The sequence below is a fragment of the Variovorax sp. ISS6 genome (genome assembly GCF_056523145.1).
This window is the reverse complement of the sequence record NZ_JAWRZC010000001.1, coordinates 2826025-2838657: the sequence shown is the minus strand read 5'-3', so window position 1 is coordinate 2838657 and position 12633 is coordinate 2826025. Positions and strand designations below refer to the sequence as shown.

Annotated in this window: 11 protein-coding genes; 6 read left to right on the top strand and 5 right to left on the bottom strand. The window is 70.4% G+C overall.

Annotated features, from left to right (window positions below; translation table 11 throughout):
• Positions 1–17: 17 nt before the first annotated feature.
• Positions 18–905, bottom strand: coding sequence for a transporter substrate-binding domain-containing protein (locus tag AC1HIL_RS12940; RefSeq protein WP_057589497.1), 888 nt, complete (start codon positions 903–905; stop codon positions 18–20).
• A gap of 172 nt (positions 906–1077) precedes the next feature.
• Between AC1HIL_RS12940 and AC1HIL_RS12935 the strand changes: the two genes are divergently transcribed.
• From AC1HIL_RS12935 to AC1HIL_RS12925, 3 genes are all read left to right on the top strand, one after another.
• Positions 1078–1860, top strand: a complete 783-nt coding sequence (locus AC1HIL_RS12935) for an SGNH/GDSL hydrolase family protein (RefSeq protein ID WP_479671922.1) — start codon at positions 1078–1080, stop codon at positions 1858–1860.
• The gene (locus AC1HIL_RS12930; protein WP_479671921.1) at positions 1857–2510 is read left to right on the top strand and encodes a GDSL-type esterase/lipase family protein; all 654 of its coding nucleotides are present in this window, start codon (positions 1857–1859) and stop codon (positions 2508–2510) included. Before AC1HIL_RS12935 ends, AC1HIL_RS12930 begins: the two co-directional genes overlap by 4 nt.
• 134 nt (positions 2511–2644) lie before the next feature.
• Positions 2645–3865, top strand: coding sequence for a D-amino acid dehydrogenase (locus AC1HIL_RS12925; protein WP_479672492.1), 1221 nt, complete (start codon positions 2645–2647; stop codon positions 3863–3865).
• Positions 3866–3993: 128 nt separating this feature from the next.
• Here AC1HIL_RS12925 and AC1HIL_RS12920 read toward each other — a convergent pair whose 3' ends face one another.
• From AC1HIL_RS12920 to polA, 4 genes are all read right to left on the bottom strand, one after another.
• Positions 3994–4899 carry a LysR family transcriptional regulator gene (locus AC1HIL_RS12920; RefSeq protein WP_261208191.1) on the bottom strand — a complete coding sequence of 302 codons (906 nt, stop codon included), beginning with the start codon at positions 4897–4899 and terminating at the stop codon, positions 3994–3996.
• Between the two features lie 7 nt (positions 4900–4906).
• Positions 4907–6205 carry a M20/M25/M40 family metallo-hydrolase gene (locus AC1HIL_RS12915; RefSeq protein ID WP_479671920.1) on the bottom strand — a complete coding sequence of 433 codons (1299 nt, stop codon included), beginning with the start codon at positions 6203–6205 and terminating at the stop codon, positions 4907–4909.
• Between the two features lie 72 nt (positions 6206–6277).
• Positions 6278–7378: an Lcl C-terminal domain-containing protein gene (locus tag AC1HIL_RS12910; RefSeq protein ID WP_479671919.1), complete on the bottom strand. Its 1101-nt coding sequence runs from the start codon at positions 7376–7378 to the stop codon at positions 6278–6280.
• Complete coding sequence (gene polA, locus AC1HIL_RS12905; RefSeq protein ID WP_479671918.1) at positions 7375–10197, bottom strand: DNA polymerase I; 2823 nt, start codon at positions 10195–10197, stop codon at positions 7375–7377. The genes AC1HIL_RS12910 and polA overlap by 4 nt, the downstream gene beginning before the upstream one ends.
• Before the next feature lie 107 nt (positions 10198–10304).
• On the opposite strand from polA, the gene AC1HIL_RS12900 reads away from it, so the two are divergent.
• From AC1HIL_RS12900 to AC1HIL_RS12890, 3 genes are read left to right on the top strand one after another with little or no spacing between them, the layout of a single operon-like run.
• Positions 10305–10676 (top strand): hypothetical protein, encoded by a 372-nt coding sequence (locus tag AC1HIL_RS12900; protein ID WP_057589489.1) that lies wholly within the window; start codon positions 10305–10307, stop codon positions 10674–10676.
• Between the two features lie 55 nt (positions 10677–10731).
• On the top strand, positions 10732–11787 hold the full coding sequence (locus AC1HIL_RS12895) for a homoserine kinase (protein WP_479671917.1): 1056 nt from the start codon (positions 10732–10734) through the stop codon (positions 11785–11787).
• Positions 11788–11797: 10 nt separating this feature from the next.
• Positions 11798–12628, top strand: coding sequence for a BPSS1780 family membrane protein (locus AC1HIL_RS12890; RefSeq protein ID WP_208508839.1), 831 nt, complete (start codon positions 11798–11800; stop codon positions 12626–12628).
• Positions 12629–12633: the final 5 nt, after the last annotated feature.

Genomic DNA, 12633 nt, shown 5'->3' with positions numbered 1-12633 from the left:
GTCCGATCGCGGCGTGCTCAGGTCGCCGGCTTGTCGCTGAATTCCTTGAGGTTCTCCTTGAGCTGCGGGCTCATCGGCAGGTTCAGCGGCAGGTTCTTCGGCGGGATCGGCGACATGAACCACTTGGTGTAGAGCTTCTCGAACTCGCCGCTCTTCATCATGCCGATGAAGGTGTCGTCGACCAGCTTCTTGAAGGCCGGGTCGTCCTTGGGCAGCATGCAGGCGTAGGGCTCGACCTGCAGCGACTCGCCCACCACCTCGTAGTCGGCCGGGTTCTTCGAGTTGGCGATCAGGCCGAACAGCAGGATGTCGTCCATCGCGAAGGCGACGGCGCGGTCGCTCTCCACCAGCAGGAAGGCGTCGGCATGGTCCTTGCCGAGCACGATGTTCATGTCGAGGTTCTTCTCGGTGTTGTACTTGCGCATGACCAGCGCGTTGGTGGTGCCGGTGGTGCTGGCCACGGTCTTCTTCGCGAGGTCGGCGTAGTCCTTGATCTTCGAGGACTTCTTCACCAAGAGGCGCGTGCCCGTGTAGAAGTGGTTGACCGCGAAGGACACGTCCTTGCCGCGCGCGGTGTTGTTGGTGGTCGAGCCGCACTCGAGGTCGACGGTGCCGTTGGTGATCAGCGGGATGCGGTTCTGCGAGGTCACGGCCATCAGCTGCACCTGCAGGTTCGGCTTGTTGAGCTTCTTCTTCACCGCCTCGACCACGGCGTTCGACATCTCGACCGCGAAGCCGATGGGCTTGTTGGGACCGTCGAGGTAGCTGAACGGTACCGACGACTCGCGGTAGGCCAGCGTGATCTTGCCGGACTCGGCGATCTTGGCCAGCGTGTCGGCGGCCTGGGCGCCGGTGGCAGCGAGCAGGACCGTGGCGGCGGCGGCCATCAATGCGGAGAGTTTCATGCGTGCCTTCTTCGAGGGAGGTTGAACAGGAGGCCCAGTGTAAGAAAGAGTGACTCAAGGCGGCAATTCCAATAGCGGCCTGGGCCATACCCAAAGGTTATGGGGAGGGAAAACCCCGCCCGTTTCCTGAAGCCGCGTTGCGGTATCGGGGCGTTCGCTCGGCAACGGGGTGATGTCCACCTCGAAGACCGACCCGAACCCGCCGCGGCCAGGCCCGCGTTCCCTCGCGCTGGCGGGCTGCGCCGCATGGCTGCTCACGCTGGCGGCCTGCGGCGGCGGCGCCGGCAGCGGCCTGGGCCCGCCGGCGGACACCGAAGCCGCGCCGCCGATGCCCGAACCCCCGCTGGTCGCGGCCACGCCGGCCGAGCGCGCGGGCTGCTCGGTCACGCTCGAGGGCGACTCGATCCTGTACGGCGGCTTCGTGCCCGGCCCGCGCCTGCCCGAGACGCCGGCCGCACTGCTGCACCGGCTGCGGCCCGCCTACACGGTGGTCGACAACTCGGTGCCCGCCCTCACCGCCGCGCTGCGGGCACGGCCCTTCGCCGCCGAGCGGCGCAGCACGCGCTTCGTGGTGCTGCAGCACGGCATCAACGACGCCCAGAACGCCACCGCCCTCGCGCCGCCGCTGCGGCGCATGGTCGAGCGCGTGCAGGCCGAGGGCCGCGTGCCGGTGGTGACCGGTCTCGCGCGCCAGTTCGGCGCGCGCAAGGTGCGCCGCCGCGATGCCTACGACGCCACCGCGCGCGAGGTGGCGCGTTCGCGCGGCGCGCTGTTCGCCGACTGGGGCGCGGTCGAGGGCCGGCCCGAGGACATGGCCGACTGGATCCATCCCGGCACGCCCTATTCCGCGCGGCTGGTCGAGCGGCTGGTGGCCGTGCTCGATGCCGCGGCGCCCGAGTGCGCGCAAGGGCCCCTCGCGCGCGCCGACCGAATTCTTCCCGAGCCTTCGCCATGACAAGTCCCTTCTCGCTTCCCACCTGGCGCCGCGCGGCGCTGGCCTGCGCCTGCGCGCTCGCGCTGTCCGGCTGCGGCCGCGATGCGCCGGGCGGCCGCACGGCCGCCGCGCCGGTGCCGCCGCCGCGCCCCGACTGCTCGGTCACGCTCGAAGGCGACTCGATCATGTTCGACGGCGGCGCCGCGCTGCTGATGCGCCTGCGGCCGGCCTATGCGGTGGTCGACAACTCGGTGGCCGGCTCGACCGCCACGCTGCGCGCCACCGCCTTCCCGCGCGTGCGGCTGACCACGCGCTTCGTGGTGCTGCAGCGCGGCATCAACGACGCGATGCGCGGCTGGCAGATCGAATACCCGCTGCGCACGATGGTGGGCCTCGTGCAGGCCGAGGGCCGCGGCGTGGTGCTGACGGGCCTCACGCGCCAGGCGCCCGGCCATCCGATCGCGCTGCGCGACGCGCACGACGCGACCATGCGCCGCGTCGCCGCGGAGACCGGCGCGCTGTTCGCCGACTGGGGGTCGGTCGCGGCCGATCCGGCCGATATCCAGGCCGACGGCCTGCATCCGCGCCCGCCCTACACCGCGCGACTGATCGCGCGGCTGGTCGAGGTGCTCGACACGGCCGCGCCCGAGTGCGCGGCGCGCGGCCACTGAGTCCGGGGACGGCGGCGACAGGGGTCATGCCCTTTGGCTATGGGCCACGCCTCTTTTTGCATTTCCGCGCCGACGGCGGCACGCCTACAGTCGAGGCTCACCCCTTCCCTCTTCGTTCCCGAAAGTTGCCCCTCATGCATGTGTGCGTGCTCGGCGCCGGCATCGTGGGCCTGGCCACCGCCTGGCAACTCGAACGCCAGGGCCACCAGGTCAGCGTCGTCGATCGCGCGGCCCCCGGCGCGGGCGCGAGCGGCGGCAACGGCGCGCAGCTCAGCTACTCGTACGTGCAGCCGCTGGCCGATCCGGCGATCTGGCGGCAGTTGCCGAAGCTGCTGCTCTCGCCGACTTCGCCGCTCAAGCTGCGCCCGCAGCTCGATCCGCTGCAATGGCGCTGGGGCCTGGCCTTCCTCGCGGCCTGCAACGCGCGCACCTCGCGCGACACCACCGAAAAACTGCTGGCGCTCGCGGCCGAGAGCCGCGCCGGCTTCGAGGCCATGCAGGCCGATGCCGCACCCGACTGCGACTTCTCGGCCACCGGCAAGCTGGTGCTGTATGCGAGCGAAGCGTCGCTGGCCGGCGCGCGCGCGCAGCTCGAACTGCAGCGCACCATGGGCAGCGAACAGCGCATCGTGCGCCCCGACGAGTGCGTGGCGATCGAGCCCGCGCTCGCGGACTACGCGCGCGGCATCGCGGGCGCGGTCTACACGCCCAGCGAATGCGCTGCCGACTGCCTCAAGGTCTGCGCCGAGCTGATGCGGGTGCTGCGCGCGCGCGGCGTGCGCTTCGAGCTCGGCACCGAGGCCCGCGGCTTCGCGCAGGCCGGCGGGCGCATCGCCGCGGTACGCACGGCCGCGGGCGACATCGAGGCCGATGCCTTCGTGATGGCACTCGGCACCGCCTCGCACAAGCTCGGGCGCGCGCTCGGCGCCTACCTGCCGGTCTATCCGCTCAAGGGCTACAGCATCACGCTCGACGTCGATCCGGCGCCCGGTGCGGCGCCGACCGTGAACGTGACCGACAGCGCGCGCAAGGTGGTGTTCGCGCGCATCGGCTCGCGCCTGCGCGTGGCCGGCATGGCCGAGCTCGTGGGGCACGACGCGAGCATTCCCGCCACCCGCATCGACACCCTGGCCGAGGCCACGCGCGCCGTGTTCCCGCGCGCGAGCCGGCTGGCCGAGCTGCATCCCTGGACCGGCATGCGCCCGGCCACGCCCACGGGCCTGCCGATCGTCGGCCGGCTCGAGGGCGCGCCCTCGAACATGCTGTTCAACACCGGCCACGGCGCGCTGGGCTTCACGCTGGCCTTCGGGTCGGCGGGACGCATCGCTGCCGCACTCGAACACGGGATCGGATAGCCGAACGCAGAAGGCAAACCAAGAAGCGCAGAAGTCGCAGAAGAAACATCCATTTTTCCGGCTGTTCCTTCTGCGACTTCTGCGAAACCTTCGCGCCCTCTGCGTTCGGCTGTCCGCTCCCGACTCCGCTAAACCCCCGCCTCCACGATCGCCTGCTGCATGCAGCGCGTGATGCCGCGCACCGCCACCGAATCGGGCCGGCCCGTGAAGCGCAGCGCGCGGATCGGCACCGGGATGTGCGGCTCGAGCATGAGCACATCGACCTTGGCCTTGTCGGCCGAGCGTGCGGTGCAGCCGTCGACCAGCGCCACGCCCAGGCCGTGGTGCGCCATCGCCAGCGCCGCATGGTAGGTCTGCACCGTGACCACCGCCTGCTGGAAGCCCACGCCGGCCTGGCGGCAGGCCTGGCTCAGGCTGGTGCCCACGGGGTCGCGGCTGTCGAGGCCGATCACCGGCCGCTCGGCCAGGTCGTGCAGCGCCACCGAGCCGTTGCGCACCAGCATGCGCGGCAGCATGCCCTTGGGCGCGATGCAGACCATGCGGCTGTCGGCCACCGTGTCCTGCGTGAGCGAGGGATGCACGGCCGGGCTGAACGCGAAGCCGACGTCGGCCTCCTGCAGCAGCAGCGCCGACATGATCTGCGGCGAATGCAGCGACTCCACGCTGATCGCGTAGCCCGGATGCTTCTCGCGGAAGGCCTTGAGCGCGCGCGGCAGGATCTCGTAGCTCAGCGCCAGCACGCTGAGGATGCGCAGCTCGCCGGTGTCGGCGCCCGCGCGCAGGTTGGCCGCGAGCCGCTGCACCTCGTCGAGCTGCGCGAACAGGCGCTCGATGTGCGGATACAGCGTGAGCGCCTCGGTGGTCGGCGTGAGCCGCCCCTTGGCGCGCTGGAACAGCGGAAAGCCCAGCTGCAGCTCGGCATGCTGCAGCGTGCGGCTCACGGCCGGCTGCGTGATGTTGATGAGCCGTGCCGCCGCGCTCACGCTGCCCGTGAGCATGATGGCGTTGAAGACCTCGATGTGGCGCAGCCGCATGGCGGGATCAGCGCACGCTGGTCTTGCCGCGCGCGATGTCCATCACCATGCGCGTGGCCAGGTACAGCCGCGGCTCGATGGAATCGATCAGCACGTACTCGGCATCGGCCGAGTGCGCGCCGAAGCCCTGCAGGCCGAAGCGCTCGATCACCGGCGCCTTGGTCTTGAGCGAGGCGAAGGCCGCGTCGGTGCCGCCGCCGGCGGCCTTGTCGTCGGCGCCCAGCGGGCGGCCGAGCTCGTCCTTGTAGATCGCCTGGGCATGCCTGGCGAGCGCGCGCGAGGCATCGGTGGCCTCGAGCGGCGGACGGCGGCGCTCGAACTTGAGCTCGACCTTGGCCTCGGGAATCAGCTGCTTCTTCACGCGCTCGTTGACCTGCTGCTCGATGCGGTCGTAGTCGGCGACCTTGAGCACGCGCACGTCGGCGCCCGCGGTGGCCGAGGCCGGGATCACGTTGCGGTTGCTGCCCGACTTCGAGATGGTCCAGTTCATCTTGAGGCCGGTGGCCGGGTCGGACAGGTCGCGCATCTGCAGGATCTGGTGCGACAGCTCGTAGAGCGCGTTCACGCCGAGCTCGGGCGCCGAGCCCGCATGCGAGGCCTTGCCGCTCACGTTGAGCGTGACCGAGGCGATGCCGGCGGTGGCCAGCGAGAGCTTGTCGTCCTTGACCGAGGCGCCCTCGAAGGAGAGCACCGCGTCGTGCTCGCCGCCCAGGCGCGTGAGCAGCGCGCGCGAGCCGGGCGAGCTGATCTCCTCGTCGCCGTTGATCAGCACCGTGAGCGTGCCGTACTCCTTGAACTTGAGCGCCTGCAGCATCGCCACCGCATGGAGGATGACGGCCACGCCCTGCTTGTCGTCGGCAATGCCCAGGCCGTAGGCCTTGTCGCCCTCGACGCGGAACGGCTGCCTGTTGAGCATGCCGATGGTGTAGACCGTGTCCATGTGGGCGATCAGCATGATCTTCTTCGTGCCCGTGCCCTTGAAGGTGGCGCGCACCACGCGGCCGATCTTCTCGGGCGTGTCCTCCATGCGGTAGGCCTCGGCGCTCGGGTCGATCAGCTCGACCTCGCCACCGAGCGCCTTGAGCTTCGACGCGATCAGGTCGGAGATCTTTTCCAGGCCCTCGAGGTCGCGGCTGCCGGACTCGATGGCCACCAGTTGCGAGAGCGAATCGAGCAGCGGCTGCTTCTGCGCGGCGGCGAGCTCGGCGATGCGCGCGTCGGGCGCGGCGGCGGCCGTGGCGGCGGCGCCGGCCAGCAGCATCGGCAGCAGTGCGCGCGCGAAGAAGCGGGAGGGGTGGAAATGCATGTTCTGGTCTCCTGACGATGATGACGGTCGAATGGCGGATTCAAGCACGGGCGCGGCCGCGACGCGACCCTCTCATTCGCGCACGAGCCGGACGCCGAGATGCATGATGCGTGCCTCGCAGTAGATGGCGCCCTCGCGGCTCAGCACCCAGGCGCTGATCGATGCGCGGGCCGTCGATGTCTCGGGGCTCGAGTTGCAGACGGTGGAAGACCACTGGCCCGCGCGCAATGCCTCCTTGCCCTGCGCCGGAAAGTCCGATGGGGGCAGCTCGAAGCGATCGGCCTCTCGCCGCGCGAGGCTGTCGATTTCCTTGATGGTGGGCAGGCGCCAGCCGGCCTGCTCGCCGGCGCGCTGCAGGGCCTGCACGTAGTCGTAGCGCTTCGCGCTCCAGGTGCAGCGCTTGCCGTTCCAGGTCTGCGGCTCCTCGCAGCGGCGCCACACCAGGCCGGTGTGGCGATCCTCGACCGCGCCGCCGGGCACGCCGCGCTCGTCGGGCAGCTCGCGCCAGCGGCCGGACTTCGGCGCCTCGGGGCCGCGCACCAGGCGCACGAAGAGCGGCGGCTCGCGCGACATGTCGGGGTCGCAGTCGTAGACGAAGCCGTTCGCGAAGTTCACGCACCACGGGCTCACGGGATCGCGCATGTCGGACGTCAGGTAGATGGCCGGCACGGTGTTCGGAAACCAGCGCGCGTCGATGACCGACTGCTCGGCCAGCGGCCGGTCGGCGCGCACCTCGGGCACGCGTTCCTTGCCCAGGTCGACCAGGCCGTGCAGCTCGGCCACCGTGGGCAGGCGCCAGTCGGCGTAACCGCACAGCCGGCTCGCATTGACCTGCGCCACGTAGGCCACGGCATCGGCGGGCCGGCCGTTGTCGCGCTTGCCCTCCCAGACCAGGCCCGACACGCGGTCGCGCACGCAGGCTGTTCTCGGTTGGCCCGGCACGGCCTCGTAGGCCAGCGGACCCGCGCCCTGCCGGCCGTCCTGCTTGGGAACGAGGGCCAGCGGCCCGGCATCGGCGCAGGCCTGGGGCGTGGGCCAGCCCTCCTTCGTCAAGCCCAGACAGATGCGCACGCCGGTGGGCGGCACCTTGGAAAGCGCGGGCTGCGCGGCCGCGGGCACCGCGATCCATGCGGCGAGGATGGCCGCCGCGGCGAGGGCCCGCGCCAGGCTCAATGCGCCTTGTCCCAGTTCGGTCCCACGCCGATCTCGGCCAGCAGCGGCACCTTGAGATCGGCCACGCTGGCCATGATGCGCGGGATCTCGGTGCGCACCCATTCGACCTCGGCCTCGGGCACCTCGAACACCAGTTCGTCGTGCACCTGCATGATCATCTTCGTGCCGCGCTTCTCGGCGTCGAGCACGTCCTGCACCTTGACCATGCTGAGCTTGATCAGGTCGGCCGCCGTGCCCTGCATCGGCGCGTTGATGGCCGCGCGCTCGGCGCCGCCGCGGCGCGGGCCGTTGGGCGAGTTGATCTCGGGCAGGTACAGGCGGCGGCCGAACACGGTCTCGACATAGCCCTGCTCCTTGGCCGAGGCCTTGGTCTCGTCCATGTAGGCCTTCACGCCCGGGTAGCGCGCGAAGTAGCGCTCGATGTAGGAGGCCGCGGCCTTGGTCTCGATGCCGAGGTTCTTCGCCAGCCCGAAGCTGCTCATGCCGTAGATCAGGCCGAAGTTGATGACCTTGGCATAGCGGCGCTGCTCGCTCGACACCTGGTCGGGCGTGGAGCCGAACACCTCGGCCGCGGTGGCGCGGTGCACGTCGATGCCTTCGGTGAAGGCGCGCAGCAGCGATGCATCGCCGCTGATGTGGGCCATGATGCGCAGCTCGATCTGCGAGTAGTCGGCGCTCGCGATCACGCTGCCCGCGGGCGCCACGAAGGCCTCGCGCACGCGCCGGCCTTCGGGCGTGCGGATCGGGATGTTCTGCAGGTTGGGGTCGTTGCTCGACAGGCGCCCGGTGACGGCCACGGCCTGCGCATAGTGCGTGTGCACGCGGCCGGTGCGCGGATTGGCGAGCTGGCCGAGCTTGTCGGTGTAGGTGCCCTTGAGCTTCGACAGGCCGCGGTGCTCGAGGATCTTGGCGGGCAGCGGATAGTCCTCCGCCAGCTTCTCGAGCACTTCCTCGTCGGTGCTGGGCGCGCCGCTCGGCGTCTTCTTGACCACCGGCAGGCCGAGCTTGGTGAAGAAGATCTCGCCGATCTGCTTGGGCGAACCGAGGTTGAAGGGCTGGCCCGCGATGTCGTAGGCCTCCTGCTCGAGCGCCATGATGCGCGTGCCGAGTTCGTGGCTCTGCGCGGCCAGGGTGGCGCTGTCGATCAGCACGCCGTTGCGCTCGACGCGGTAGAGCGCCTCGCTCGAATCCATCTCGAGCTGGTAGATGAAGCGCAGCTTCTCGTTCGTTTCGAGCTGCGGCCACAGCGTGCCGTGCACGTCGAGCGTCTGGTCGCTGTCCTCGCACGAATACTCGGCGGCCTTGGCGATGTCGACCTGGCTGAACGGAATCTGGTGCGCGCCCTTGCCGCAGAGGTCCTCGTAGGAGATGCCGCTGCGGCCCAGGTGGCGCTCGGCCAGGCTGGCGAGGCCGTGCGGCTTGTGGACCTCGAGCACGTAGCTCTGCAGCATGGTGTCGTGCGCGTAGCCCTGCACCTCGATGCCGTGGTTGGCGAACACGTGGCGGTCGTACTTGATGTGCTGGCCGAGCTTCTTCTTCGCGCCGTTCTCGAGCCAGGGCTTGAGCCTGGCGAGCACCTCGTCGATCGGCAGCTGCGCGGGCGCGTCGGGATAGTTGTGCGTGAGCGGTATGTAGGCCGCCTCGCCGGGCTTCACGCTGAAGCTGATGCCGACGATCTGCGCCACCATCTCGTCGAGCGAGGTGGTCTCGGTATCGATGGCCGTGAGCTCGGCGGCCTCGAGGCGCGCGAGCCAGGTGTCGAACTGCTCCCAGGTGAAGACGGTGTCGTATTGCAGGTTGCTCGCGGGCGCGGCGGCCTCGAGCGCGCCGAGCTCGGTGCTCTCGTCGAACAGGCCGCCCTGGTCGGTGCTCGCGGCGCCGCCCTTGGACTTCTGCTTCTTGATGTTCTCCTCGATCAGCTCGGGCGGCACCTCCTGCGCCTCGAGCGACTTCACCAGGCTCTTGAAGCCGAACTTCTCGTAGAAGGGCTTGAGCTCGCCGGTCTGCGGCGCACCCACGGGCAGGCCTTCGAGCGAGGGCAGGCCCTCGACGTGGCCGGCCAGGTCGCAGTCGGTGCGGATCGTGACGAGCCGGCGGCTCAGCGGCAATTGCCCGAGCGCCTTGCGCAGGTTCTCGCCGGCGGCGCCCTTGACCTCGGCCGCGCGCTCGATCAGCGCGTCGAGCGAGCCGTATTCGAGCAGCCACTTGGCGGCCGTCTTGGGACCGACCTTCTCGACGCCGGGCACGTTGTCGACCGAGTCGCCCACCAGCGTCTGGTAGTCGACCATCAGGTTCGGCGGCACGCCGAACTCGGCCGTGACGCCGGCCACGTCGCGCTTCTTGCCGTTCATCGTGTCGATGATGGTGATGTGCTCGTCGACCAGCTGGCTCAGGTCCTTGTCGCCGCTGGAGACGATCACCTCGACGCCCTGCGCGGCCGCCACCTTGGCGAGCGTGCCGATCACGTCGTCGGCCTCCACGTCGGGCACGCTGAGCACCGGCCAGCCCAGCAGCTTGACCACCTCGTGGATGGGGTCGATCTGGCTGCGCAGGTCGTCGGGCATCGGCGAGCGGTTGGCCTTGTACTCGGGATACCAGTCGTCGCGGAAGGTCTTGCCGGGGGCATCGAAGATGCAGGCCGCGTAGTCGGCGCGCACCTCGCGCCGCAGCGCCGTCATCATGTTGATCATGCCCCGGATCGCGCCCGTGGCCGGGCTCTTCGGATCGCCGGGCACGGCCCGCAGGTCGGGCATGGCGTGGAAGGCGCGATAGAGGTAGCTCGATCCATCGACGAGCAGCAGCGTTTTCTTGTCGGTCATCGGGGCATTTTGCCTGCCTCCATGGCCGCCCGAATGTCCTTGCGGACCACGCCGCCGCGAGGCCTGCGACGACAACCCCGGTACGGCGCGCCGCCTACAATCCGTGCATGCCCGACTCCACACTCCTGGTTGCCCGCCGCCTCCTGCTGGCGCTGGCCCTCGCCACCCCCTTCGCCGCCGTGCAAGCGCAGAACGCGCCCGCGGCCGCGCCGGCTGCAGCGGACCCTTCGCTACAGAATCAGGAGCAGCAGTCCGACGCCCGACGCAACCAGAAGATCGAGCACCTGCACACCGAGGACAGCGGCGCCTCGGTCGACGAGGTCCGCTACGGCGGCCGCACCCAGAGCATCAACGTGACGCCCAAGGCCAACATGCCCGGCTACCAGGTGCTGCCGAACGATCCGTCCGGCGCGCGTCCCAACGCGGCCGACGGCCCCGCGGGCACCTCGCCCCGGGTCTGGAACGTCATGAAGTTCTGACCGTGCGACGCATCGCAGCGGCAGCCGCATCCCAACCGCGCTGAGGGCGCTTTCCATGGCAGTCTTTACCGAAGTCGAATTCGGCGAGGCCGACGCGCTCGTGCAGCGCCTCGGCCTGGGCCCCCTGCGCGAACTGCGCGGCATCGAGGGCGGCATCGAGAACACCAACTACTTCGCCACCACCGAGTCGGGCGAGTACGTTCTCACGCTGTTCGAGCGCCTGAGCGCCGAGCAGCTCCCCTACTACCTTTGCCTGATGAAGCACCTGGCCGCGCGCGGCCTGCCGGTGCCCGAGCCGGTGGCCGATCCGGCCGTGCAGCCGATAGCCGCCCAGGACGCGCATCCGCTGTCGGTGCCGGCCAACGCGCCCTGCGAGCTGCTGCTCGAGGTGGCGGGCAAGCCGGCCGCGCTGGTGCAGAAGCTCTCGGGCCGCAGCGAGCTCGCGCCGGGCCCCGCGCACTGCGCCGAACTCGGCGCGCTGCTGGCGCGCATGCATCTGGCGGGACGCGACTTCCCGCGCATCCAGCCCAACCTGCGCGGCCTGCCCTGGTGGAACGACACCGTGCCGGTGGTGCTGCCCCACATCGACGAGGCCCAGTCGGCGCTGCTGCGCGGCGAACTGGCCTACCAGAACCACGTGGCCGAGTCCTCGGCCTATGCGGCCCTGCCGCGCGGGCCGGTGCATGCCGACCTGTTCCGCGACAACGCGATGTTCGAGACCGGCCATGAGGAAGGTGCCACCCCGCGCCTGACCGGCGTGTTCGACTTCTACTTCGCCGGCACCGACACCTGGCTGTTCGACCTCGCCGTGTGCCTCAACGACTGGGCCATCGACCTGCCGAGCGGCCGCCACGACGAGGAGCGCGCTGAGGCGCTGCTCGCCGCCTACGAGGGCGTGCGCGCACTCAACGCCTCGGAACGCGCGCTGCTGCCCGCCATGCTGCGCGCCGCGGCGCTGCGCTTCTGGATCTCCCGCCTCTGGGACTTCCACCTGCCGCGCGAGGCCAGCATGCTCAAGCCCCACGACCCGACGCACTTCGAGCGCGTGCTGCGCGAGCGCGTGCGGCACCCGCACGTCATGGCCCGCGCCCTCGAGCCCGTGGCCGCCTGACCCGTACCCCATGAAACTCCACCTCGTGCCGGCCAAGACCGGCGCCCAATGGGTCCGCCTCGGACTCAAGACCTTCTGGCGGCAGCCGCTGGCCTTCGTGTCGCTGTTCTTCCTGCTGATGGCGCTGATCTCGACCTTGTCGGTGGTGCCGCTGCTGGGCAGCGTGCTGGCGCCGGTGCTGCTGCCGTTCATGACGCTGGGGCTGATGGTCGCCACCGCGGTGGCCTATGACGACGAGCAGGCCGGCAACGACGGCGTGGCCGGCACGCGCCGGCCCACCGGCTCGGCGATGTTCGTCGAGGTCTTCGCCGCGCTGCGCGCCGAATGGCGCCCGCTGGTGGTGCTGGGCCTGATCTCGGCCGTGTACTTCGTGCTCGCGGTGCTGGCCACCGCGCTGGTCGACGGCGGCCAGCTCGCGCGTGCCTACCTGCTCGACGAGGCGCTCTCGCCCGAGGTGCTGGCCAGCAGCGAGTTCCAGGTCGCGCGCATGGTCCACCTGTGCCTGAACCTGCCGCTGTCGCTCGCGATGTGGCATGCGCCCGCGCTGGTGCACTGGCACCGCGTGGAGCCGGTGAAGAGCATCTTCTTCAGCATCGTGGCGCTGTTCCGCAACTTCGGCGCCTATGCGCTGTTCGGCATCGCCTGGTTCGGCGTGTTCCTGCTGGCCGGCATCGCGGTCGGCCTGATCGCCACCGTGCTGGTGGGCGTCGGCGCCGTGGGCGCGGGCTCGGGCGCCACCGCGATCGGCACCGTGCTGATCGTGGGCACGGCGCTGGTGCTGGCGGCGATGTCGCTGGCCTCGACCTGGTTCACCTTCCGCGACAGCTTCGACCCGAACTGAGCCGG

Coding starts and splice junctions, on each gene's coding strand:
- polA (WP_479671918.1), bottom strand. CDS start 10,197: ATGACCGACAAGAAAACGCTGCTGCTCGTCGATGGATCGAGCTACCTC.
- AC1HIL_RS12935 (WP_479671922.1), top strand. CDS start 1,078: ATGTCCACCTCGAAGACCGACCCGAACCCGCCGCGGCCAGGCCCGCGT.
- AC1HIL_RS12900 (WP_057589489.1), top strand. CDS start 10,305: ATGCCCGACTCCACACTCCTGGTTGCCCGCCGCCTCCTGCTGGCGCTG.
- AC1HIL_RS12895 (WP_479671917.1), top strand. CDS start 10,732: ATGGCAGTCTTTACCGAAGTCGAATTCGGCGAGGCCGACGCGCTCGTG.
- AC1HIL_RS12930 (WP_479671921.1), top strand. CDS start 1,857: ATGACAAGTCCCTTCTCGCTTCCCACCTGGCGCCGCGCGGCGCTGGCC.
- AC1HIL_RS12940 (WP_057589497.1), bottom strand. CDS start 905: ATGAAACTCTCCGCATTGATGGCCGCCGCCGCCACGGTCCTGCTCGCT.
- AC1HIL_RS12925 (WP_479672492.1), top strand. CDS start 2,645: ATGCATGTGTGCGTGCTCGGCGCCGGCATCGTGGGCCTGGCCACCGCC.
- AC1HIL_RS12920 (WP_261208191.1), bottom strand. CDS start 4,899: ATGCGGCTGCGCCACATCGAGGTCTTCAACGCCATCATGCTCACGGGC.
- AC1HIL_RS12915 (WP_479671920.1), bottom strand. CDS start 6,205: ATGCATTTCCACCCCTCCCGCTTCTTCGCGCGCGCACTGCTGCCGATG.
- AC1HIL_RS12890 (WP_208508839.1), top strand. CDS start 11,798: ATGAAACTCCACCTCGTGCCGGCCAAGACCGGCGCCCAATGGGTCCGC.